At 68.1% G+C, this 23,074-nt stretch carries 23 protein-coding genes; 15 read left to right on the top strand and 8 right to left on the bottom strand.

The genetic code is table 11. The features are described 5' to 3' along the window. Positions 1 to 29: 29 nt before the first annotated feature. Together J7E25_RS09405 and J7E25_RS09400 are read left to right on the top strand one after the other, a co-directional pair. Positions 30 to 740 (top strand): hypothetical protein, encoded by a 711-nt coding sequence (locus J7E25_RS09405; RefSeq protein ID WP_214869865.1) that lies wholly within the window; start codon positions 30 to 32, stop codon positions 738 to 740. 50 nt (positions 741 to 790) lie between these two features. Beyond that, a complete protein-coding gene (locus tag J7E25_RS09400; protein ID WP_214869864.1) occupies positions 791 to 1,288 on the top strand; it encodes a nuclear transport factor 2 family protein in 498 nt (165 codons plus the stop codon). A gap of 10 nt (positions 1,289 to 1,298) precedes the next feature. Here the strand turns inward: J7E25_RS09400 and J7E25_RS09395 are convergent, their stop codons facing one another. Next, entirely contained in the window at positions 1,299 to 1,964 is a 666-nt protein-coding gene (locus J7E25_RS09395; protein ID WP_308164469.1) for a helix-turn-helix domain-containing protein, read from the bottom strand. A gap of 79 nt (positions 1,965 to 2,043) precedes the next feature. Between J7E25_RS09395 and J7E25_RS09390 the strand changes: the two genes are divergently transcribed. Next, on the top strand, positions 2,044 to 2,487 hold the full coding sequence (locus J7E25_RS09390) for an SRPBCC family protein (RefSeq protein WP_214869862.1): 444 nt from the start codon (positions 2,044 to 2,046) through the stop codon (positions 2,485 to 2,487). Positions 2,488 to 2,779: 292 nt separating this feature from the next. On the opposite strand, the gene J7E25_RS09385 is transcribed toward J7E25_RS09390, so the two are convergent. Then, positions 2,780 to 3,376: a LacI family DNA-binding transcriptional regulator gene (locus tag J7E25_RS09385; protein WP_214869861.1), complete on the bottom strand. Its 597-nt coding sequence runs from the start codon at positions 3,374 to 3,376 to the stop codon at positions 2,780 to 2,782. Here J7E25_RS09385 and J7E25_RS09380 point away from each other — a divergent pair. The 3 genes from J7E25_RS09380 (at position 3,335) to J7E25_RS09370 (ending at position 6,344) form a co-directional block, all read left to right on the top strand. Further along, positions 3,335 to 3,811, top strand: coding sequence for a hypothetical protein (locus J7E25_RS09380; RefSeq protein WP_214869860.1), 477 nt, complete (start codon positions 3,335 to 3,337; stop codon positions 3,809 to 3,811). The two genes, J7E25_RS09385 and J7E25_RS09380, sit on opposite strands and share 42 nt — an antisense overlap. Positions 3,812 to 3,917: 106 nt before the next feature. After that, positions 3,918 to 4,679 carry an acetolactate decarboxylase gene (gene budA, locus J7E25_RS09375; RefSeq protein ID WP_308164468.1) on the top strand — a complete coding sequence of 254 codons (762 nt, stop codon included), beginning with the start codon at positions 3,918 to 3,920 and terminating at the stop codon, positions 4,677 to 4,679. Between the two features lie 72 nt (positions 4,680 to 4,751). Further along, entirely contained in the window at positions 4,752 to 6,344 is a 1,593-nt protein-coding gene (locus tag J7E25_RS09370; RefSeq protein ID WP_214869858.1) for an ABC-F family ATP-binding cassette domain-containing protein, read from the top strand. Between the two features lie 9 nt (positions 6,345 to 6,353). On the opposite strand, the gene J7E25_RS09365 is transcribed toward J7E25_RS09370, so the two are convergent. Then, on the bottom strand, positions 6,354 to 6,971 hold the full coding sequence (locus tag J7E25_RS09365; protein WP_214869857.1) for a PadR family transcriptional regulator: 618 nt from the start codon (positions 6,969 to 6,971) through the stop codon (positions 6,354 to 6,356). 160 nt (positions 6,972 to 7,131) lie between these two features. Here J7E25_RS09365 and J7E25_RS09360 point away from each other — a divergent pair, with 160 nt between their 5' ends. From J7E25_RS09360 to J7E25_RS09345, 4 genes are read left to right on the top strand one after another with little or no spacing between them, the layout of a single operon-like run. Beyond that, positions 7,132 to 8,268 (top strand): Rieske 2Fe-2S domain-containing protein, encoded by a 1,137-nt coding sequence (locus tag J7E25_RS09360; protein WP_374196204.1) that lies wholly within the window; start codon positions 7,132 to 7,134, stop codon positions 8,266 to 8,268. A 9-nt stretch (positions 8,269 to 8,277) separates the two neighbouring features. Beyond that, a complete protein-coding gene (locus J7E25_RS09355) occupies positions 8,278 to 9,279 on the top strand; it encodes a PDR/VanB family oxidoreductase (RefSeq protein ID WP_214869856.1) in 1,002 nt (333 codons plus the stop codon). 28 nt (positions 9,280 to 9,307) lie between these two features. Further along, complete coding sequence (locus J7E25_RS09350) at positions 9,308 to 10,183, top strand: RNA polymerase sigma-70 factor (protein ID WP_214869855.1); 876 nt, start codon at positions 9,308 to 9,310, stop codon at positions 10,181 to 10,183. Positions 10,184 to 10,224: 41 nt separating this feature from the next. Continuing rightward, a complete protein-coding gene (locus tag J7E25_RS09345; RefSeq protein ID WP_214869854.1) occupies positions 10,225 to 11,292 on the top strand; it encodes a winged helix DNA-binding domain-containing protein in 1,068 nt (355 codons plus the stop codon). 7 nt (positions 11,293 to 11,299) lie between these two features. Here the strand turns inward: J7E25_RS09345 and J7E25_RS09340 are convergent, their stop codons facing one another. After that, positions 11,300 to 13,258 carry an acyl-CoA dehydrogenase family protein gene (locus J7E25_RS09340; RefSeq protein ID WP_214869853.1) on the bottom strand — a complete coding sequence of 653 codons (1,959 nt, stop codon included), beginning with the start codon at positions 13,256 to 13,258 and terminating at the stop codon, positions 11,300 to 11,302. A 73-nt stretch (positions 13,259 to 13,331) separates the two neighbouring features. Continuing rightward, positions 13,332 to 13,985: an FMN-dependent NADH-azoreductase gene (locus J7E25_RS09335; RefSeq protein ID WP_214869852.1), complete on the bottom strand. Its 654-nt coding sequence runs from the start codon at positions 13,983 to 13,985 to the stop codon at positions 13,332 to 13,334. A gap of 97 nt (positions 13,986 to 14,082) precedes the next feature. Here J7E25_RS09335 and J7E25_RS09330 point away from each other — a divergent pair, with 97 nt between their 5' ends. Further along, on the top strand, positions 14,083 to 14,547 hold the full coding sequence (locus J7E25_RS09330; RefSeq protein ID WP_214869851.1) for a MarR family winged helix-turn-helix transcriptional regulator: 465 nt from the start codon (positions 14,083 to 14,085) through the stop codon (positions 14,545 to 14,547). 8 nt (positions 14,548 to 14,555) lie between these two features. On the opposite strand, the gene J7E25_RS09325 is transcribed toward J7E25_RS09330, so the two are convergent. The 3 genes from J7E25_RS09325 to J7E25_RS09315 form a co-directional block, all read right to left on the bottom strand. Next, the gene (locus tag J7E25_RS09325) at positions 14,556 to 14,939 is read right to left on the bottom strand and encodes a YciI family protein (RefSeq protein ID WP_214869850.1); all 384 of its coding nucleotides are present in this window, start codon (positions 14,937 to 14,939) and stop codon (positions 14,556 to 14,558) included. 157 nt (positions 14,940 to 15,096) lie between these two features. Further along, on the bottom strand, positions 15,097 to 15,984 hold the full coding sequence (locus J7E25_RS09320; RefSeq protein WP_308164466.1) for an aminoglycoside phosphotransferase family protein: 888 nt from the start codon (positions 15,982 to 15,984) through the stop codon (positions 15,097 to 15,099). Positions 15,985 to 16,045: 61 nt separating this feature from the next. Next, positions 16,046 to 17,308: a glycosyltransferase gene (locus J7E25_RS09315; RefSeq protein ID WP_214869848.1), complete on the bottom strand. Its 1,263-nt coding sequence runs from the start codon at positions 17,306 to 17,308 to the stop codon at positions 16,046 to 16,048. A gap of 256 nt (positions 17,309 to 17,564) precedes the next feature. On the opposite strand from J7E25_RS09315, the gene J7E25_RS09310 reads away from it, so the two are divergent. The 4 genes from J7E25_RS09310 (at position 17,565) to J7E25_RS09295 (ending at position 23,048) form a co-directional block, all read left to right on the top strand. Continuing rightward, positions 17,565 to 18,410 carry a carbohydrate ABC transporter permease gene (locus J7E25_RS09310; protein WP_214869847.1) on the top strand — a complete coding sequence of 282 codons (846 nt, stop codon included), beginning with the start codon at positions 17,565 to 17,567 and terminating at the stop codon, positions 18,408 to 18,410. Between the two features lie 2 nt (positions 18,411 to 18,412). Beyond that, positions 18,413 to 19,429: a carbohydrate ABC transporter permease gene (locus J7E25_RS09305; protein ID WP_214869846.1), complete on the top strand. Its 1,017-nt coding sequence runs from the start codon at positions 18,413 to 18,415 to the stop codon at positions 19,427 to 19,429. A gap of 92 nt (positions 19,430 to 19,521) precedes the next feature. After that, positions 19,522 to 20,859: a sugar ABC transporter substrate-binding protein gene (locus J7E25_RS09300; RefSeq protein WP_214869845.1), complete on the top strand. Its 1,338-nt coding sequence runs from the start codon at positions 19,522 to 19,524 to the stop codon at positions 20,857 to 20,859. Between the two features lie 53 nt (positions 20,860 to 20,912). After that, positions 20,913 to 23,048, top strand: a complete 2,136-nt coding sequence (locus J7E25_RS09295; protein ID WP_308164465.1) for an alpha-galactosidase — start codon at positions 20,913 to 20,915, stop codon at positions 23,046 to 23,048. The last annotated feature ends 26 nt before the right edge of the window (positions 23,049 to 23,074 follow it).

Raw genomic sequence — 23,074 nt, 5'->3', positions numbered from 1 at the left:
CGGCGTCGAGCGAGTGACGAGGAGACACCGTGACCTACCCGCTGTACCCCGCAGATCCGAATCGAGACCCGGCCGAGCCGTTCCGAAACCTGGACCCTGCGCCCACAACGGGCTCGCAGACGACCGTCGAGACGCCACCCGACGCCTGGGACGACGTCGTCGACTCCCGCCCGCTCACCACCGATGAGGTCATCGAACGCCAACGAGAGGAGTTCGGCGGCGTGAAGGTCGGCTCGGCGTTCTTCGGGTGGCTCACCGCCACGGGCACCGCGGCCATCCTCACCGGGCTCCTCGCCGCCACCGGCGCCGCACTCGGCCTCGGCGTGATGCTGGACCCCGGAGCATCCGCGGGCGTCGGCCCCTTCGATACCGAGACGATCGGCTGGATCGGCGCCGGCGCGCTGCTCGTGATCGTGCTCGTCGCCTACTACTGCGGCGGTTACGTCACCGGGCGCATGGCCCGCTTCAACGGCGTCAGGCAGGGGCTCGCCGTCTGGGTGTGGTCGCTCGTCATCGCGATCGTGGTCGCACTCGTCAGCGTCGTGCTGGGGAGCCAGTACGACGTCCTCGGCGAGCTGAACACGTTCCCCCGCATCCCGGTCTCCGAGGGCGTGCTCACGATTGCGGGCAGCATCACCGCGGTCGTCGTCGCCGTGGCAAGCCTCGGTGGCGCCATCCTCGGCGCCGTCATCGGGGTCCGGTATCACCGACGCGTCGATCGCGTCGGGTTCGACGGGTAGCGGCGCCTCCGCGCGGCCCGAGGTCCAGGCCATCGCGATCGAATCGGGTCATGCGCTCGGCAGCGACCCTTGACGGATGCCGGTGGCAGCACGAGGCTGAACGCATCCAGCATCCGCCGAAGCGCGGGCCACCCGCGCAGGAGGGCAGGCCCATGGACCTCACGAACGAGAAGATCGCCCGCGCGTTCTCGAGCCATCGCTTCGAGGTTGCGCTGCCGCACCTCGCCGGCGACGTCGTCTGGACGCTCGTCGGCGCCGAACCCGTGATCGGGCCCGAGGCGGTGAAGCAGGCCTGCGCGCGCACCTCCGCGGATCTCGCCGGTATCACGACCGAGTTCCAGCGCTTCCGCACCGTGGTCGGCAACGAGAGCGTCGTGGTCGGCAACGAGAGCGTCGTAGTCGCCAACGAGAGCGTCGTGGTCGACAGCCTCGCCAGGTATACCGACGCAGGGGGAGACGTCTCGGTCGTCGCGTCGTGCGACATCTACGACTTCGTCGACGGACGCGTCAGCGAGATCGTCTCCTATACCGTCGAACTCCCCAGTTGAGCACTCATCGTCAGTCACCCTCGTCGGCCGCTGCGCGGGGAAGCAGGGCGGTGATCAGCGTCTCGGACAGCCAAGACTCGTATGCTGCCTCCGTCCACCCGCAGTCGTCGACGAGGGCCAGGTAGTTGGCCTGGCCGCAGATGGCGTACACGATATCGCCGGCCCGCTCGGCGGTGACGCCGGCACTCAGCATCCCGCGCTGCTCGAGCATCTGCCCGAGCCCGTCTCGCAGGCCGTGCCGCCGGTCGGCAACGATCTGCTCCCGGAATCGGACCAGCGAGGCGTCACTATTGGCGGCGGCGTCGAGCACGCGCAGGAGGGGGCCGACGCGAGACCAGATCCCGGGTTGCGTCGCGGCGTAGAGCTGCAACTGTCGGACTGGGTCTGCCTCCTCGATGATCCGCCGGATCGCAGGCCGTTCGGTGATCGGAACGTCGGCGCGTTCGGCTCCACCCGCGACGGCGGCCCGCACGGCGTCGGCAAGGAGTCCGGCTTTGCCGCTCGACGCACGGTAGACGGTTTCCACGGCCACGCCGGCCTCGCCGGCGATTGCGGGGATCGTGGTGCCGGCATATCCACGTTCCACGAACAGCCGCCCGGCGACCTCGACGATACGAGCATGCGTGCGGGCCGCCTGTTGTCGCCGACGCGTTGCGTCGTACGTACGTCTTGACACCTCTGACATTAAGGAGAATGATACTGGCATCAATATAAGTCGGGCAAGGAAATGCCGACAATTGAGGAGAGTGGCCGCCATGAAGGTCATCGAATGCAGCACCGAGATCGCCCGGACTCCGCAGGAGGTCTTCGACTACGTCACCGACACGGCACGGCTTCCTGAGTGGCAGCCGTCGGTGGAAGAGGCCGGCGCCGAGCCGCCCGCAATTCGGCAGGTGGGGATGCGGGGGTACGAGGTTCGCAGGGTGCCGGGCGGCACGCAGAAGATGCGGTGGGAAGTCACCGAGTGCGCGCCCGGGGGTCGTTGGGCGGTCGAGGGTATCGAGGGCCTGGTCCGGGCCCACGTTGCGATCTCACTCCTCCCGGTCGACCCGACAGGCACGCACGTCGACTACCGCATCTGGTTCGAGGGTCGCGGTATCGGCAAGGTGATCCGGTTGATGGCGAACCGCGGTGCGCGCACTGAGATTCCCGCGAGCCTCGCCCTCCTCAAGCAACGGCTCGAGGTCGTCGACACGTAGTTGTCCGACGCGCGGGGCCGTCGGTGCTCGGGGAGTATGCCGATACCGAAGCGCAGCTCACATTGGTTTCCGGTTCCGAGCCAGGTTGCGGCGAGGTAGAGGTAGCTGGTGCCGTCCTCTCGCGGAATCATCGGCGTGGGGTAGCCGGGACACGATGGGACGCCTGAGCCGTAACCGCCGGTCGGGTTCACAGTGACCGGCGTTTCCGCCTCGGTCCAGTCGCCCGCGCCGAGATTCGTGTTCGCGAACAACACCGTGCCGGATTCAGCGAGTACCGCCTTGTTGCCGAGGCTCAGTTACGGGGAGTCGTGCCGATCGTGCTTTCTCGGGCGATGAGCCGGTGTGGAGCGACGATCTCCTGCGCGGGCGACGTCGGATCGTCGATTCGGGTCGTTATTCGGTGCACTGCCTCACGGGCGATGAACGGTGTGTCGAGGGAGACCGTGCTGAGCGACGGCCGTGCGAATCGGCCCTCTTCGATGTCGTCGATGCCGATCACCGCGATGTCGTCGGGAACGCGCAGGCCGGCGTCGAAGATCGCGCGCATGGCACCCATGGCGAGCAGGTCTGAGAAGCAGAAGATCGCGTCGGGGCGCGGGCTCAACTCGAGGAGCGCAGTGGCTGCGGCGTATCCGTCGCCGCGGCTGTAGTGGGCGGCAGACTTCTCGTAGCTGGGCTCGGGGTCGATTCCCGCGTCGCGCAGTGCAGCCTCGTAGCCGGCGGTGCGCTGCAACGGTGTCGCGTATTCCTCGAGCGGTTGTGTGCCGATGGCGGCGATGCGGCGGCGGCCGAGGCTGATGAGGTGCGAGACGGCGTCGTGCGCGGCACGCACATTGTCGATCGCGACGTGGTCGAACCGGCCGTCGAACTCGTGCTCGCCGAGGAGCACGAGCGGCATCCTGTCGGGCTGTTCATGGCGAGCAGCTCGGTCTTTGTCACCGTACCCCTGTCCGCAGGAGCCGACATCTTGCCGCCCACCGAGCCGTTCTCCATCGAGGTGCATGTCTCGCATCACGGCGAGTCGGCTCTGCACGCCACGGTGCACGCGGCGTGGGTTCCAGCCGGATCCCCAGTCGACGAACTCCCGAAACGCACAGACGCCTCCACCGATGTGATCCGGATCGAGCCGTTCACACTGTCCGACGCCGAGACGATCACCGTGCCCCCGAGCGGCGGCCCGGCACGCCTCGTACTCTGGCTCCTCGATGAGCAGAGCGCCGTCTCGGCGCGGTCATTCCTCGACGCGGCGGAGGTAGAGCCGCCGAACCGACGCGGCGCACGAGCAGGCGAGTTCCTGGGCGCTCCGCTCGTGGGTGAAGCATAAGTGCCTGGATCACCGAAGGTAGAGGCGTTGGATGACGCCCGCATCGCCGCCCAACGTGCTAACCGAACATCGATCGGTCCTCACCGGGCCGGGGTACGCTCGCACCGTGACACGTCGACCCTCCGAGCCCGGTGCTGCCGTGACGCAGTTCGCCGTGCTCGACGCCCTGCTCGCCGGCGCATACGAGTCGGGCCTGCCGGTCGCCGAAGCGCGTTCGATCGGTGACTTCGGCCTCGGCTGCGTCGACCACCTCGGCGGCGAGGTCGTCATCCTCGACGGTGCGGTGATCGAATGCACGCTCGACAGTCCTCCCGTCGCGATGGACGACGACGAGATCCTGCCGTTCGCCATCGTGTGCCGGTTTCCCGACCTCGCGCCGGTCAGCGTGAACGAGCGGGATCTCGCGGGATTCGCGGCATCCGTCGAGGGGGCGCTCACCAGCAGGAACCTCTTCCACGCCGTCCGGTTCGACGGCGTGCTGTCGGAGGTCCGCGTGCGAATCACGGCCCGGCAGCACCATCCGCTCCCGATGCTCGCCGAAGTGACGAGTCACCAGGTCGAGACGGTCGAGAAGGCGGTGCGTGGCACGTTGGTGGGGTTCTGGACCCCGGCCATCTACCAGGGCATCGCCGTCGCCGGGCTCCACCTCCATTTCCTCAGTGATGATCGAGGCTTCGGCGGACACGTGCTCGACCTCGCCGTCGACGCCGGCGACCTGCGGGTGGCGGCCTTCGCCCGTTTCGACCTGCGGTTGCCGACCGATGAGCTCTTCCTGCGCACAGAGCTCACCCACGCCGAGGATCACCGCATCGTCGCGGTCGAGGGAGGCGCGACGGCAGGAGCCGAGACGCCGCCGTCATCGGGCTGAGGGGGTTCTCCTTCACAGGCTCGGCCGCGACGCGCCGGGTAGAGTGGGCCCTCGCCCAACGCAAGGACACCCGTGAGCCTGATCCGCCTGAACGACGTGAGCATGGAGTTCGACGGGCGACCCGTGCTGCGGGAGGCGTTCCTCAAGCTGCGCCAGGGTGACCGCATCGGCCTCATCGGCAAGAACGGCACGGGCAAGACGACCTTCCTCGAGCTCGTGCTCGGGCGACAGGAGCCATCGGGCGGCACCGTCGACGCGACCCTCGGCACCACGATCGGGTACTTCTCGCAGTTCTCCGAGCTCGACGGCGAGCAGAGCACCCAAGAGACGCTGAGCGGTCACTTCGCTGCGGTGCACGAGACGCAGGCCCGCATCGACGCGATCGGCGTGCAGCTCGCCGAGCCGATGACGGATGCCGCGATGACGCGCCTGCTCGCCGAGCAGGGCGAGCTGTTCGAGCGTATGGACGCCATCGGCGGCTGGACCTACGAGAACACCATCGACACCGTGCTCACGAGCCTCGGCTTCGACGAGGAGCGGCGGCACCTTCCCGTCGACCGGTTGTCTGGCGGATGGCGCAACCGCGCCGCGCTCGCGCTGATCCTCGTGCAGGCGCCCGACGTGCTGCTGCTCGACGAGCCGACGAACTTCCTCGACCTCGACGGCGTGCGCTGGATCGAGGGCTGGCTGCAGGGCTTCGCCGGCGCCGTGCTCGTGGTCTCGCACGACCGGCAGTTCCTCGACGGGGTCGTCAACCGCATCGTCGAGATCGAGAATTACCGCCTGCAGGAGTACGAGGGCAACTACTCGGCCTATGTGCACGCCAAGCAGTCGCGGCTGAGGATGCTCGAGCGCCAGTTCGCGCACGAGGAGGAGTTGCTGGCCTACGAGCAGGCGGCGTCGACCGCGCGTCGCGAGGCGGCCCGCAACCCCGCGAACGCAGTGGCCCGCCGGCTCGCCGACATCAAGAAGCGTCAGGCGCCGCGCCCGATCGACCAGATCATCACCGCCATCTACGACGGGCTGCGCGTCAGCAACGACCTGCTCACGGTCGAGGGACTCACCAAGGGCTTCAACGGCACGCCGCTCTTCGAAGGCCTCACGTTCAGCCTGCACCGCGGTGACCGCGTCGCGGTGCTCGGGTCGAACGGCTCGGGCAAGTCGACGCTCCTCGACGTGCTCACCGGCGAGACCGAACCGGATGCCGGGACCGTGCGCTGGGCGAAGGGCGTGCGCTTCGTCTCGTACAACCGGGTCTACGCCGAGCTCGATCTCGAGGACACCGTCGGACACGCGGTCAACGCCTACCCCGACTCGCTCGCGTTCACGGCGACGAAGAAGAGCGTGAACCGGTTCCTCGCGATGCTGCAGTTCTCCGATGCCGACCTGCAGCAGAAGATCGGCACCCTCTCCGGTGGTCAGCGGGCTCGCGTCGCGATCGCGCAGTGCCTGCTCTCAGGCGCCGGCGTGATCGTGCTCGACGAGCCGACGAACCACCTCGACATCACCAGCACCCAGGTGATGGAGCGGGCACTCACGCACTTCCCGGGTGCGGTCGTCGTGGTCAGCCACGACCGGTTCTTCGTCGACAAGCTCGCCGACCGGCTGCTGGTGTTCGGCGACACGACTCGCGTGCGCGAGACGGCGGCGACCGGGGCGCTCTGACGGCGCTGGCTACTCGGGCCCGTCGGGCCCGCCGGGCCCATCGAGCTCGCCGAGCTCCTCCAGCAGGCGCAGGCCACGCTTCGCCCACGCGATCTCCTGTTCGGCGCGAGCCACCTGGCCCTCGTAGGCGAACAGCTTGAACTGACTGATGCGCTCCCACTGGTCTTCGGGATTGGCGGCGAGGCGTCGCGCGAGGGTGGGGCTCGTGCGGTTCTCGATCGCCGCGATCTGCTCGAGGGCCTGTGCCCGCTGATCGCGGAAATGCTCGATATGGGCGCGAAGCTGCGTGGCGGCGGCGCCCGGTGCGGCCCACTCGAAGTAGGCAGCCCGCAGATGCGCGGCATCCCGCTCCCTGACGTAGCCCTCGGGTTCGTCTTGCCATCGCCGAAGAGCCCGCTCGCCATCAGGCGTGATCGAGTACTCGGTCTTGGTGGCCCCGCGGCTGCCCCAGGGCACGGGCCTGCTCGAGAGGAGCCCCTCGGAATGCATCCGCCGAAGCTCGGGGTAGATCTGCGAGTCGGGCGCGTGCCAGACATGACCCACCGAGGAGCTGAACTGCTTGACGACGTCGTAGCCCGTCATCGGACCCGAGGACAGGAGAGCCAGCAGGGCCGAACGGAGACTCACTCGCGGGTCCTTTCTCGAGTCGGGCGCGGCGTTCTCACGAGCGTAACCGCGGCATCCCTTGCAAAATCACTACCGACATAGGTAGTGTATGCCCACAGCCGCGAATACCTATCGAGATAGTTATTCGCTGCTCTTGGAAGAACTCAGCAGAGGATGCCCCATGATCACGTCAATGACGACGACCACGACGAACAGCACGACCGCCAAGCTGCTGTCGTATCCCCTCAACGCGTGGTACCCCGCAGCGTGGGACCACGAGATCACCGGCAAGGGGATCCTCTCCCGCACCATCGCGGGCCGTCCGCTGGCCCTCTACCGCACGCAGGACGGCCATCCCGTCGCCCTCGCCGATGCCTGTTGGCACCGGCTCGCCCCACTGTCCCAAGGCAAGCTCGTGGGGCGCGACGAGATCCAGTGCCCGTACCACGGCCTGCGCTACAACGCCGCGGGGCGGTGCACCTCCATGCCCGCACAGGAGACGCTGAACCCCTCGGCCACCGTGGCCTCCTACCCAGTGTCGGAGCGCTTCCGCTACGTGTGGGTGTGGCTCGGCGACCCGACCCTGGCAGACCCGGCGCTCCTGCCTGACATGCACCAGCTGGAGAGCGACGAGTGGGCAGGTGACGGGGAGACGATTCAGGCACCCTGCAACTACCAGCTCGTGCTCGACAACCTCATGGACCTCACCCACGAGGAGTTCGTGCATTCGTCGAGCATCGGGCAGGAGGAGCTCAGCGAGTCCGAGTTCGAGGTCACCCACGATGAGAACACCGTCACTGTGACCCGCTGGATGCGCAATATCGACGCCCCTCCCTTCTGGCTCAAGAACATGCGCGACAAGTTCCCCGGCTTCGAAGGCAAGGTCGATCGCTGGCAGATCATCCATTACACGTTCCCGTCCACGATCTGCATCGATGTGGGGGTGGCCGAGGCGGGAACCGGCGCGCCGGAAGGGGACCGTTCGCGTGGGGTCAACGGCTACGTCATGAACACGATCGCCCCCGAGACCGATCGCTCGTGCCACTACTTCTGGGCCTTCATGCGCAACTACCGACTGGAGAGCCAGCTCATCACCACGCAGCTGCGCAACGGTGTGCACGGGGTGTTCGGCGAAGACGAGGCCATGCTGCAGGCCCAACAGGCGGCCATCGACGCGAACCCCGACCATGAGTTCTACAACCTGAACATCGACATGGGCGGGATGTGGGTGCGCAGGCTCCTCGAACGAGCGCTCGAGTCCGAGGGCCGCTCCGTCGCCGCTCCGGCCGCCGCGCCGGCGGCCTCTTCGAAGGGTTGAGGCGCGCTCGTGATCACCTCCCGAGACGACGTGTGGCAGAGCGCCGAGGTCACCGCCGTCGACGACGTCGCCGATCGCATCCGGCGGATCGTATTGCAGCCCGAACGACCCGAGCCGACGCGGCCGGGCGAGCACATCGATGTGCTCGCCACCGTGAACGGGGAGCAGCAGGTGCGTTCCTACTCCGTCGTGGAGGCTCCCGACAACGGCGGCCACCTCGTCATCACGGTGTTCCGCACCCCCGACTCGCGCGGTGGATCGGAGTTCATGCACTCGCTCGAGCAGGGGCAGGTGCTCAGGGTCACCAAGCCGCTGCAGAACTTCCCCCTTCGTGTCGGAGCGCCCTCCTACGTGCTGCTGGCCGGCGGCATCGGCATCACGGCGATCGCCGGAATGGCCGCGCTGCTCCGCCGGCTCGGCGCGGACTACCGACTCGTCTACGTCGCCCGCTCTCGCGCGGCGATGGCGTACCTCGACGACCTCGCCGCCCTGCACGGACATCGGTTCGAGGCGCATATCGACGACGAGGGCGGCTCCCTCGACGTCCCCGCCCTCGTTGCTGGCGTACCCGCCCACACCGAGCTCTACATGTGCGGCCCCATCCGGCTCATGGACGCGGTGCGCCGCACCTGGGCCGATCGCGGGCTCGACCGCACCAACCTGCGCTACGAGACCTTCGGCAACAGCGGTTGGTTCGACGCAGAGCCGTTCGTGGTCCGCATTCCGCGGCTGGGTGTCGAGGCCGCAGTCGGCTCCGGTGAGTCCATGCTCGAAGCCCTCGAGCGCGAGGGCGTCGACATGATGTCGGATTGCCGCAAGGGCGAGTGCGGGCTCTGCCAGGTGAAGGTCCTCGGCCTGGCCGGCCGCATCGACCACCGCGACGTGTTCTACTCCGACCGGCAGAAGGCCTCCGACTCGACGATGTGTTGCTGCGTCTCGCGGGCCGTCGCGGCCGCGCCGCCGACGAGCTCCGGCAAGCGGCCGGCCGTGCTCACCATCGAAGTCCCCTGAACTACTCGCGGCACGTAGTCTCGTCGGTATGAGCGACGACCCGTTCGTGACCAACCGCGGCCTGCTCTTCACGGTCGCCTACGAGATGCTCGGCTCCGCCGCCGACGCCGAGGATGTGCTGCAGGAGTCCTGGCTCCGGTGGGCCGACGTCGATCAGGCGAACGTGCAAGAGCCGCGCGCCTACCTCGTGCGGATCGTCACCCGGCAGGCGCTCAACCACCTGCGCACGGTCTCGCGCCGCCGGGAGGAGTACGTGGGGGAGTGGCTGCCCGAGCCGCTCTTGACGAGTCCGGATGTCGCCGACGACGTCGAGCTCGCCGAGAGCCTCTCGATGGCGATGCTCATGGTGCTCGAGACGCTCGGCCCGATCGAGCGCGCCGTATTCGTACTACGCGAGGTCTTCGACGTGCCCTACGACGAGATCGCTGAGGCGGTCGACAAGACACCGGCGGCGGTGCGGCAGATCGCCCATCGTGCGAAGGATCACGTGGCAGCGCGCCGCCCTCGCGTCCGGGTGGATGCGACCGAGCAGGAGCAGGTGGTCGAGCGCTTCCTCGCCGCGCTCAACACCGGCGACCTGCAGGGCCTCATGGACGTGCTCGCGCCCGACGTCGTGGCGGTCGCCGACGGCGGCGGACAGGTTCGCGGGGCGGCGCGACGACCGATCGTGGGCGCCGAGCGGCTGGCTGCCTACATCTTGGGCGGCATGGCGAAGTTCAAGGTTCAGCTCGTCGCCACCCCGGCGTGGGTGAACGGCGCGCCCGGCGCGCGGGTCGAGGTCGACGGGAACCTCATCGGCGCGATGAGCGTGACCATCGAGAACGGACGGATCACCCGGCTCTACTCGGTCGCGAATCCGCACAAGCTGGCAGGGTTCGACGCCGAGTCGGCACTTGCCCGCTGAGCCGCGTGGCGAACGGGCAGATACGCGACTATGTTTTCGGCGTGACCAACGACCGCGACATCGCACGATGGCGGCTGCATTCGCAACTGCTCGCCGCCCCGGTTGCGCAGGCCGAACAGGTGGTGTCCTCGCTCCTGGCCGTGCAGGCCGAGAACCCGTCACAGTCGGCGTGGGCGGTCGCGACCCGCACCGCGTCGCCGCGCCGGGGCGACCTGGCCGACGCCATCGCCGACGGTCGCGTTCTCCGCACCCACGTGCTGCGCCCGACGTGGCACTACGTACACGCCGAGGATGCGGGGTGGCTGCTCGAGCTCACCGCACCGCGGGTGCTGCCGACCGTCGACCAGCAGCTTCGGCCGCTTGCCGACCGCATGACCGCGCTCACCGACGCCGTCGAGGCGACCCTCGCCGCGGCATCCGATCGCACCCGAGCCGAGCTCGCCGCTGCCCTGGCCGACCGCGGCATTGAACTCGTCGGCCAGCAGCCCATGCTGCTGCTCGCGCATCTCGAGCTGCACGGTCTGGTGTGCAGCGGCGTGCCGCGCGACGGCGAGCACACGTACGCCCTCTTCGCCGACCGCGTGCCGGCGCCGAGGCGACTCGACCGCGACGCCGCGCTCACCGAGCTCGCCCTGCGTTACTTCACGAATCACGGGCCGGCGACCGAGCGTGACCTCGCGTACTGGGCCACCCTCACCGTGACCGACGTGCGGCGCGGGATCGCGGGTGCCGCCGACCGGCTCGTATCGTTCGACCACGATGGACGCACGTTCTGGCATGGGCCCGGCGACGTCCCGACGTCGGCGTCGCCCGCCGGTCACCTGCTGCAGGTGCTCGACGAGATGTACCGCGGCTACCAGGACTCGCGCTGGATGATCGACGGGGAGGGCGTGGTGCCGCGGGTGCGCGAGACGGCGATCGGCATGGCGCTCGTGGATGCGCAGTTGGTCGCCGGCATGAAGCGCACGGTCAGCCCGAAGGCGGTCACGTTCGAGGTACGGCCACACCGGGCGCTGGAGGAGCGCGAGGTCGAGGCCATCACGGATGCCGCGGCGCGGTACGCCGAGTACCTCGGCCTCGAACCGCGGTTGGAGGTCGTCGACGGGTGACCGGAGCCTACGGCTCCTTCGTCGGCCGGATGACGCGGCGCGCCACGTTCTCCGCCGCGTCGGCAGGCACCTCCTCGGTGATCCACGGGCCGGTGCCCTCGCTGGGATCGATGATGCCCTGCTCGAGCCAGGTATAGCTGCCGTCGAGCACCAGTGCGGCAAGGCGCTCATCGGCGGCATCCGTGTTGTGCCAGAGCGCATCCAGCAGCCGCTCGATACGAAGACGGGACTGCTCGGCGAACGTGTCGGCGAGCTGGTAGGCGGCCTTGCCCTGATCCGGCGTGTCGGCGGCGATCATCGCCGCGCGCACGCACGACGCCGAAATGGCGAAGAGCTCGGCGCCGATGTCGACGACGCGGGCGAGGAAACCCTGCTTGCGTTCCAGACCGCCCTGCCAGCGGGCCATCCCATAGAAGGTCGCGCGCGCCAGCTTGCGACTCGTGCGTTCGACGTAGCGCAGATGGGGTGCGAGTGCGCCGAACTCGTCGTACGCGGTGGGCAGATCGCCTTTGCCGGTGACCAGCTGCGGCAGCCAGCGGGCGTAGAACCCGCTGGCCGAGGCGGCGGCCTTCAGCCGGCGGGCCATGTCGAGGTGCGGGTCGATCAGGTCGCCCGCGGCTTTGAGGTGCGCGTCGACGGCCTCGCGCGCGATCAACAGGCGCATGATCTCCGTCGAGCCCTCGAAGATCCGGTTGATCCGCATGTCGCGCAGCACCTGCTCGGCGCCGACCGCGCGTTCGCCGCGAGCCGCGAGCGACGCCGCCGTCTCGAACCCGCGTCCGCCGCGGATCTGCACGAGCTCGTCGGCGATGCGCCATCCCATCTCGGAGGCCCACATCTTGGCGAGCGCCGCCTCGATGCGGATGTCCTTGCGGTCCTCGTCGGCGAGCATGCCCGACAGGTCGACCACCGCTTCGAGCGCGAACGTCGTCGCGGCGATGAAGGCCACCTTGTGCGCGACTGCGGCATGCTCGCCGACGGGCCGGCCCCACTGAACGCGTGCCTTCGACCACTCGCGCGCGATCTTCAGGCTCCACTTGCCGACGCCGGCGCAGATGGCCGGGATCGCCAGCCGGCCGGCGTTGAGGGTCGTCAGCGCGATCTTGAGGCCTTCGCCCTCGCGGCCGATCAGGTTCTCAGCCGGAACTCGCACGCTCCGCAGCGAGGTCAGTCCGTTCTCGAGCCCGCGCAACCCCATGAAGGCGTTGCGCCGGTGCACGGTGATGCCGGGGGAGTCGGCCTCGACGATGAAGGCGCTGATCCCGCCGCGGTGTTCGTCGGACTTGGGCACGCGCGCCATCACGACGAGCAGTTCGGCGACCACCCCGTTCGTGGTCCACAGCTTGGTGCCGTCAAGTACGTACGCGGTGCCATCCTCGGTCGGCACCGCGGTGGCCCGCAGTCGGGCAGGGTCCGAGCCGACCTCGGGCTCGGTCAGCAGGAAGGCGCTGATCGCGCCCTTCGCGCAGCGCGGCAGGTACTGCCGCTTCTGCACGTCGGTGCCGGCGAGCATGAGCGGCTCGGGCAGTCCGACGGACTGATGTGCCGAGAGCAGCGCGCCGATGCTGGCGTTCATCGCCCCGATCATCACCAGCGCGCGGTTGTAGTAGTGCTGTCCCAGCCCCAGTCCGCCGTGCTCGACCGGGATCTTCATCCCGAAGGCACCGATCTCAGCGAGCCCAGCGAAGACCTCGTCGGGGATGCGCGACTCGCGCTCGATGAGCGCGACGTCGACGGTTCGCAGGAACGACTCGAGGTCGGCGAGGAACCTCTCGCCGCGCTCGATGCGGCCAGGTTCCGGTCGCGGGTGCGGATGGATCAGCGACAGGTCGAACTGCCCCAGGTAGAGGCCCTTGGCGAAGCTCGGCTTGCGCCATTCCTGCTCGCGCGCGGCCTCAGCGACGGCGCGCGACTGCTGCTCGTCGACGTGTTCGACAGGCGGGACGGTGGACTCACGAATGCTCACGCGAACCTCCTCGTTGAGCCCAATCTACGCCGCCGGAAGGCGCACGCCATGAGGTTGACGATGCCGCGTCGGATCAGGAAGCGCGGAGCAGCGTCGTGCGACCGAGCTCGGCGCCCTCGCGGCGCGCGGCATCCCGCGCCGACCTCCGCCCCAGCTCGGCGTCGGCAGTCGCGAGGTTCGGACGGAAGCCGATCGACGAGACATCCGTGATTCCCGTCCAGCGCAGCCAGTCCTCGAAGTAGGGCTGCTGGAAGTCGCTCCCGAACACGGCGGGCCGGCCGTCGCCGTACACCGCGCTCGTGTACACGACCGCCGCGCGGCGGCCGCTGAGCAGGCCGGTGTACCCGGTCTCGGGGTCGAAGTCGAACACCATGCCAGGCTGGCTGACGACGTCGATGAACTGCTTGGCGATGTACGGGATGCCGTGGTTCCACATCGGCAGGCTGAACAGGTAGAGGTCCGCCGCCGCGAAGCGCTCGAAGGCGAGGCGGGCGCGATGCCATGCGGTCTCCTGCGGCCCCGCCGGCTGCTCGCCGGCGAAGACCCGCATCTTCGCGCCCGCGCCGTCGGGGCCGAATTCGGGCAGCGATCCGTCCCACAGGTTCCACTCGTCGACGGATGCCTCGGGGTTCGCCGCTCGGAACGCCGCGACGAACTCGTGGGCGATCGCACGTGACTCGGATGCCTCGCCACGAGGTGACGCGGAGATGTGCAGCAGCGTGGTCATTGGTCCAGCCTTTCTTGTGTGCAGACGCACATAAATTGGATGAGACTGGACAGTAGCATGTACGTGCGCACGCACACAATTGCGCTAGGCTCGCATCATGCCGACGCCGAGTGATGCCGAACGCACGTGGGAGGCGATGCTGCGCCTGCACGCCGCACTGCTTCCGCGCCTCGACCGCGTCGTCGCCCGAGAAGGCGACATGCCCCTGAGCTGGTACGACGTGCTGCTCGAACTGCGCGACGCCGGTGGCCGCCTGACCATGGGGCAGCTCTCCGAGCGGGTGGTGCTGAGTCGCACGCGCGTGAGCCGGCTCGTCGATGAGCTCGTCGACGCGGGCCTCGTGGCCAGGGAGCCGAATCCCGACGACCGCCGCTCGGCATTCGCGCTGTTGACCGGCGACGGGCGGCGCAGGTTCCTCGCGGCGGCGCGGGTGTACCTGCCGGCCATCGATCGGGAGTTCGCGACCGTCGATCCCGCGCGACTCGCCGACGTCGCCGATGGGCTCGAGGCGTTGCTCGAAGCCGTGACGGGCGACGCGCCTCCCGGCACGCGCCCAGGCTAGCGCAGTCGTCAGTCGTCGGGCATCGAGCGGCGGTCGCCGACCGGACCGTCGGCGAGCGGGAAGACGAGCGAGCCGGCGCGCACCCACCACTCCATCACGTCATAGGAGAGCCGCCCCGCCGCAACCGATGGGTCGCCGTCCGACAGCCGTGCAGCCTCGGCATGGTCGCAGGCGAAGATCGACATGCCGCGATACGACGGGTCGCTCTGCTCGTCGAACGGCCCGTTCACGACCACCACGCCTTGCCGCACGAGCTCGGCGCGGTAGGCGAGGTGGCGTGCCTGGAGCGCGTCGAGCTCCTCGTCTGAGAACCTCGGCGCATCGGCCGGCCGCCGCAGCACCACGACCGTGTAGACGTCGAACGCATCGGGGATGTCAGGATTGCGTGGCATCCGAGAGCCCGTCAGGCGTTCTCGAGCTCGGAGATCACGATCTTCTTCTGGCCCAACATCACCTGCATCTAAACCTCCTTGTTCGGCCCGTCGCTTCGTCGCCTACGCTACGCGGATGCGCCGACGGCGGCGAGGCTCGCGTCGTGACCCACCACCGTCACCGGGATGCCAGGTGATCTTCGATCACGGCGTCGATCGTGCGCCGGGCCTTGAGTGCCTCTGATGCGGGGGAGTGCGAGCCCGCGATGCCGGCGGCCACGATCAGCGCCTTCCAGATCGCCCAGCCTCGGGCCCGGGCCCACGTGTCGGCGTCGAGCGCTCGGTGCTCCCGGAACGCCTCGCGGGCTTCCCCGCGGAACGTGGTCAATCCGATGACGAGGTCGCAGGCCGGGTCGCCGATGCCCGACGTGCCGAAGTCGATGACGGCGGCAAGCCGTCGGCCGTCGACGAGCAGATTCCCCTCGCTGACATCACCGTGGAACCACACGGGCTCCGCCTGCCACCGGGTCGAGAGCGCGGCGTCCCAGACGTCGCGAACGATGGCGGCATCGATCGTCTCGCCGAGGGCCTCGATCGCCTGCCGGGTCTGCGCGTCGTAGACGGCCGGCGAGTCGCCGCGAGAGAAGTTGTGAGCGCCCGGGAGCGGGCCGCCGGATGCATCCGCCCGCTGGAGCTCGGCGAGGAAATCGCCGAGATCGGCGGCGAACGTCGCGTCATGAGCGATCAGGTCGGCGGATGCCGCGTGGCCCGGCAGCCACCGGTACACCGACCATGGGAACGGGAAGCGCTCCGACGGCTGCCCTATTCCGACCGGCTCCGGCACCGGGACGGGCAGCTGCGGTGCCAGGAAGGGCAACCAGCGCTGCTCCTTCTCGACCTGGAGCACATAGTTCTCGTGGCTCGGCAGGCGCACGCTCAACTCGTCGCCGAGCCGGAAGGTGCGGTTGTCCCATCCGCCGGGCAGCACTGGGGTGACGGGCAGCTGGCTCCACTGCGGGAACTGTTCGGAGACGAGGGCAGTGACCAGTTCCACATCGATGCTCACGTCGACATCCATCTGCCAATACTTCGGGATCTGCGCGCCGGATGGCAAACGGCGGCCGGGCTCAGCGCTCGAGCTCGACGAGCAGCGCACTGCTTGCAGCGTCGCGCGCCACAGCCTGGCCGAGTCGCTCGGCGGCCTCGCGATAGGTGGGGTCGCCGAGCACCTCGGCGACGGCCCAGGCGATCTTCCGCGCCGGTGCGCGGCGTGATACGGCGACGCCGACACCTCGGGCCGTGACCCGAGCGGCATTGTCGGCCTGGTCGCGGCCGTGATGGAGGATGACGAGCGGCAGGCCCGCGGCGAGGGTCTTGATCACGGTGCCGTGGCCGCCGTGCGTGATGACGAGGCCGGCGTGACGCATCACCTCGCGGTGCGGCGCCGAGGCGACCACGGTGACGTTCGCCGGTGCCCGAATCGCGTACGGTGCGACAGCGGGGCCCGTGGTCACCAGACCTCGCACAGGCAGGCCCCCGAGCGCGTCCACGATTCGCTGCAGGCACGCCACATGATTCTGGAACGTCGAGGACATGGCCACCAGCACGAGCGGCCCTTCTCCAGCCGGCGGGGTCCAGGCCTCATCGGCCGCCCAAGCCGGATCGTCGAGGATCGGCCCCACGTAGCGGGCGTTCTGCGGCAGCGTGGCCGGGAAGTCGAAGGCCGCGGAGGTGAGCACCAGCTGACGACTCGCTCGCTGCATCTGGCTCCACGTCGTCGCGACCGGGTCGAGGCGGTGCTCGGCGCGGAGGGCGTTGACTCGTGCGAGCGCGTACCGGTCGATCAGCCGAGTGCTCGCGGCCGTCACGACCCGATCGCGCAGTCGCCCGAGCGGACCGCGCGCGGGCGACATTCCGGCGCCGAGCGGCGGCATGCCCGGCGCGGGCAGCGTGTAGATGTTCGGGATCAGGATGTCGAACGGAAGCCCGCGCGCCTCGGCCGCGATCATGGCGCCGAGGCCGACGAAGGAGGTCACCACGAGGTCGGGCAGCGTCGCGTCGATTGCCGCGGTCGCGTCATCCGCCTGGCCCGGAGCCGGTCCGACGAGCATGTGATCGACCATGCCTCGCGCGAGGCTCGTCGGGGTGCGCAGCTCCCAATCGCGGAACTCGCCGGCGCTCGACGTCCACGGCAGGAACACCGCCCCGGTGCGGCGCACCTGGTCTGCCATCGACTCGTCGGCGAGCACCGTGACACGGTGGCCCCGGTCGACGACTCGACGTGCGACACCGAGCTCGGGGGGAACGGTGCCGCCGGCGTCGGTGAGTGCGAACAGGTAGCTGCGAGGGGTGGTGGAAGTCGTCAGTCGTTCAATCTGAATCCGACTCATGTCTGAGGATACGACCGCCCCGTGGCTCGGCAACAGGCGCCGATACGGAGCGTCAACGACCTTCCCAAGCCATTCTTTTCGTCGTGGAACTTTAGCCGTCAGCAAGATATCTGCGTTGTCGCCAAAACAAGCGAATGGCACTTGTGAAGCTGAGCCAAAGTCACTAGGTTTCTTCCAACAATGAAGTTAATCGGAGGACCAAGTGGTGACGACGGTGGCAACGAAGCCAATACGGCGCAGTGATTTCAGATCGGCAATGATCTTCCTCATACCCGCCCTCATCGGGTTCCTCGCGTTCTTCGCGTGGCCCACGGTGCGCGGTGTGTATCTCAGCTTCACCGAGTTCAACCTCCTGCAGCCTCCAGAGTGGGTCGGCCTCGACAACTACGTGGCGATCGCCGGCGACCCCGTCTTCTGGAACTCGCTCGTCGTGACCTCCGAGTACGTGGTCATCAACATCGGAGTGCAGACGATCGCAGCACTCGTGCTCGCAGTGCTCCTCCAGCGGTTCACCCGATCGATGATGGTGCGCGGCGTGGTGTTGCTGCCGTACCTGATCGCGAACGTCGTGGTCGCGCTCGTCTGGTTCTGGCTGGCAGATTACAACCTCGGACTGATCAACTCCGGTCTCGATGCCCTGGGCTTCGATCGTGTCGGCTTCTTCGGCAATGAGGCACTCGCGATGCCGACGATCGCCTTGATCAACGTGTGGCGCCACCTCGGGTACACGACGCTGCTCATCTTCGCCGGGCTGCAGGCCATCCCGCGCGACGTCTACGAGGCTGCCGAAGTCGACGGCGCCGGTGAGGCTCGCACGTTCTTCGGGATCACGCTGCCGCTGCTCCGGCCGGTTCTCGCCTTCGTGCTTGTGATCACGCTCGTGGGTGCGTTCCAGATCTTCGACACGATCGCGGTGACCACCGGGGGAGGGCCCGTCGACGCCACTCGCGCGATCACCTATTACATCTACGAACGAGCGTTCGGCCGGTTCGACTTCGGGTACGCCTCGGCGATGTCGGTCATCCTCATGCTCATCCTCGGTGCTGTGGCCCTCATTCAGCTCCGGGTGCTCCGCGCCAACGACTCAGACCTGGAACGGTGAACATGTCGAACCTCACTCGCCTCCGCCCCGACGCCACCGGTAGCCCCGACACCACCGACGGCCCCAGCGTTTCCGAGAGCGCTCCCTCCACCGGTCGCGTCCGCGTCACCAAACGCTCCGGAGCAACCGATGAGGGATTCCGCACCTCGTCGCGCCGCTCACGGATCTTCGGCGGCATCGCCCTCGGCATCGTCGTGGTCGGCACGCTGTTTCCGTTCTGGTGGATGATTCGCACCGCGTTCAGCACGAACAACGCGATGTTCTCCGATCCGCTGAGCCTGCTGCCGGTCGAGTTCACCCTCGGAGCGTTCGAGCGGGTGCTCGGAATCGCCAGCACCAGCGATGCCCTCGCGGAGGGCGGGTCGGGCGCCGACATCAACTTCGGTCTCTACCTGCTCAACTCGGTCATCGTCTGCGTGCTCATCACGGTCGGGCAGGTGGCGTTCTCGTCGGCAGCGGCCTATGCATTCGGAGTGCTGCGCTGGCGGGGCCGGGACACGGTGTTCGCGATCTTCCTCATCGCCCTGCTGGTACCCGGGATCTTCACGCTGCTTCCGAACTTCATCCTCGTCAAGGAACTCGGCCTGCTGAACACCTTCGTCGGCATCGCATTGCCGTCGATCTTCATGTCGCCGTTCGTCGTGTTCTTCCTTCGCCAGTTCTTCCTCGGGGTGAACCGGAGCATCCTCGAGGCCGCCGTCATCGACGGGGCGGGAACCTGGCGGATCTTCTATCGGATCGCAGCGCCGTTGGTCGCGCCGCAGATCGTCACGATCGCGATCCTGCAGTTCATCTTCTACTGGAACGACTACCTCTGGCCCCTGCTGGTGGGTCAGACCGAAGACAGCAAACTCCTCACCGTGGGGCTCGGCATCTTCAAGTCGCAGACCCCGCAGGGCAGCCCCGACTGGGCAGGCCTCATGGCCGGTGCGCTCCTGGCGGCTGTGCCGATCTTCATTCTCGTCATCATCTTCGGTCGCCGGATCATCGGCTCCATCCAGTCGTCCGGGGTCAAGTAGCGCTCTGCTCGCTGCTGCGACTCCCGACGGGGCACCATCGCCCTTCCCACCCACCAACCCTTCCCACCCCCACCAAGGAAAGAAGCAGGACCATGAAGCGAATCACAATCGCCAGCACAGCCGCTGTCGGGATAGTTGCACTGCTCGCAGGGTGCTCAGCAGGAGCCCCGAGCGACGGCAAGGTGACCCTCAGCTACGGACTCTGGGACTCCAACCAGTTGCCCGCCTACGAGCAGTGCGCCGCCGACTTCGAGAAGACGCAAGACGACATCAAGGTCAAGGTCGAGCAAGTCGGTTGGGACGACTACTGGAACAAGATCACGACCGGGTTCGTGTCGGGTGAGAACTTCGACGTGTTCACCAGCCACGTCGCGTTCTACCCCGAGTTCCAGGCCAGCGGGCAGGTGCTGCCCCTCGACGACTACATCGCAGCCGACAAGCTCGACACGAGCATCTACCAGGACGGTCTCCTCGAACTCTGGCAGGACCCCGACGGCGTGCAGTACGGCTTGCCCAAGGACTTCGACACCATCGCGCTGTTCTACAACTCCAAGTTCACGGACGCCGCCGGGTACACCGCCGACGACCTCGCATCGCTGACCTGGAACCCGCAAGACGGCGGCACGTACGAGGACGTCATCGCGCATCTCACGGTCGACGCCAACGGCGTGCGAGGCGACGAGCCCGGCTTCGACAAGAACAACGTCGCGACCTACGGGCTCTGGATGGAGGCCTCCGGCGGTGCCGACGGCCAGACCCAGTGGTCGTTCCTGACCGCGTCGCTGGGCTGGAGCCAGACCGACAAGCCCTGGGCTGACTCGTACAACTACGATGCGCCCGAGTTCGCCGACACCATCTCGTGGTGGCACTCGCTCGTCGAGAAGGGCTACATGCCCTCACTCGAGGCGCAGACCGGCATCAGCTGGGCTGACCAGCTCATCGCCGGAAAGGCGGCCCTGGTGCCGAACGGATCGTGGATGACCGGTTACGTCTTCGACTCGGCGAGCGACGGCTTCGCGCCGGCGATCGCCGCGACCCCGGTAGGCCCGGACGGCAAGAGCTGGTCGATGTTCAACGGCCTCGCCGACAACATCGCCGCCACCACGAAGCACCCTGACGAGGCATGGGAGTGGCTGAAGTACCTGGCCTCCACTGACTGCCAGGACGTCGTCGCCGATGCTGCCGTCGTGTTCCCCGCCATCAAGACCTCGACGGAGAAGGCTGTCGCAGCCTTCGAGGCCAAGGGCGTGGATGTCGCGGCATTCGCCGACCACGTCACCGACGGCACGACGGTGCTCTACCCGATCACCGATCACAAGTCGGATGTGAACGCGACGATGACTCCGGTCATGGAAGCGATCATGTCGGGCAAGTCGGGAACGGATGCGCTCATCGCCGCCAACGATCAGGTCAACGCCCTCTTCAAGTAATTCTCATCAACCCGGTCGGCGTCAGGGGCAGCGAGCTGCTGACGCCGACCACTGTGTTCGGAGATCTTCACGTGGTTTCGCATCGCGACCAAATCGTCCTGACCGCCCACGGCGTCCAGCTCGTTCTCGACCTGTCATCGGGCGCACCGGTGGTCCGCCACTGGGGTTCGCCCTTGGGTGACGTCGAGAGCGATGCCCTTCGCCGGATGACGACGCCGCCGATACCGCACAGCATCGTCGATACGCCGCAAGACCCGGGTGTCATGCGCGAGCGGGGAAGAGCCTTCCACGGACGCCCCGCCCTGAGCGGGAATCGGAACGGACTCGACTGGGCGCCCCTGTTCACGATCGTCGAGCACCACGCGTCGGAGACTGAGGCGAGCGTCCGGCTCCGCGATGCCGAGGCGCGCCTCGCGATCGACTTGCGATATCGCATCGAGCCGAGCGGAATCGTGCTCGTCGACCTTGCGGCGGTCAACGACGGCTCGGAGCCCTACCGTCTCGAGGAACTGACCACCTGGATGCCCCTGCCCGAGCGAGCGGCCGAATCGCTCGACTTCACCGGGCGGTGGCTCAAGGAGCGGCAGCCGCAGCGCCGACCGATCGCGGTGGGCAGTTGGGTGCTCGAGTCCCGCGAGGGCCGCTCGGGCCACGGAGCATCCGTGGTGCAGTGCGCCATGACCGGCGGGGCCGGGTTCGCCGACGGAGAGGTCTGGGCGCTCGGCCTGCTGTGGAGCGGTGAGCACCGGCACCTGATCGAGCGGGGAACCGACGGCCGCTCGGCCATGGGCGCGGGCGAGCTCCTGCAGTCGGGGGAGATGGTACTGCAACCCGGCGATCGCTACGAGGCTCCGACGGTCGCCGCGGCGTACTCCGACGAAGGCCTCGACGGGCTCAGCTCGCGCTACCACGAGTGGCTGCGTGCCCGACCGGAGCACCCCACCCGGGTGCGACCGCGCCCGGTGACGCTCAACGTGTGGGAGGCGGTGTACTTCGATCACGACCTCGAGCGACTGAGTGCACTCGTCGATGTGGCGGCCGAGGTCGGCGTCGAACGTTTCGTGCTGGACGACGGATGGTTCGGAGCGCGCCGCGACGACCGTGCAGGCCTCGGCGACTGGGTGGTCTCCGACGAGGTCTGGCCCCAGGGCCTCGATCCCCTGATCGATCGGGTGACGGCCGCGGGAATGGAATTCGGGCTGTGGTTCGAGGGCGAGATGGTCAACCCCGACTCCGACCTGTATCGCGCGCACCCCGAGTGGATCCTCCATGTGCCGGGTCGCATTCCGCCCACCGGTCGCAACCAGCAGGTGCTCGACCTGACGCACGACGGAGCTTATGAGCACGTGCTCGGGCAGGTCGATGCGCTGCTGTCGAAGCATCCGATCACTTACATCAAGTGGGACCACAACCGGCCGCTCGTCGACCCGGCACATCTCGGACGCGCCGCGGTGCACAACCAGACCGTGGCGATCTATCGTCTCTTCGACGAGCTGAAGTCGCGTCATCCGGGGCTCGAGATCGAGTCGTGCGCCTCGGGAGGCGGCCGTGTCGATCTGGGCATGGCGATGCACGTCGACCGATTCTGGGCGTCGGACTCCAACGATGCCCTCGAGCGGCAGGAGATCCAGCGGTACTCGATGATCGCCATCCCGCCCGAGATGCTCGGCACGCACATCGGGCCATCGACCTCCCACTCGTCGAGTCGCTCGCATTCGCTTTCATTCCGTGCTGCCACGGCGCTCTTCGGTCACGCGGGCATCGAATGGGACATCACGGAGACGACGAACGCAGAGCGGTCGCTCCTCGCGGAATGGGCGGCCTACTACAAGGCGAATCGCGAACTTCTGCACTCCGGTCGCGTTGTCAGAGTCGATCACACCGACTCCGCGGCGCTCGTGCATGGAGTGGTGGCACACGACCGTTCCGCCGCGATCTTCTGCTACGCGCAGGTGGCTGCGGCGGGCGGGGTGCTGCCGTCGCCCGCACTCATTCCGGGCCTCGACCCCGACGCCCGGTACCGCGTGCGCCGAGTCGAGCCGGCAGGGCGTGCACCCGCGATGCAGCACGCCGATCCGATGTGGGTGGACGGGGTGATCACCACAGGGGCGGCCTTGGCCACGATCGGCCTGCGCCCGCCGATTCTGCATCCCGAGCAGGCTATTCTCATCGAGATAGTCCGCGCATGACCGGACAGCCCAGGGGGGTGGTGTGG

This window comes from Agromyces sp. ISL-38 (assembly GCF_018613935.1).
Lineage (GTDB): Bacteria > Actinomycetota > Actinomycetes > Actinomycetales > Microbacteriaceae > Agromyces.
Note: the sequence above shows the minus strand (reverse complement) of the source record. Positions and strands in the feature narration are given on the sequence as shown.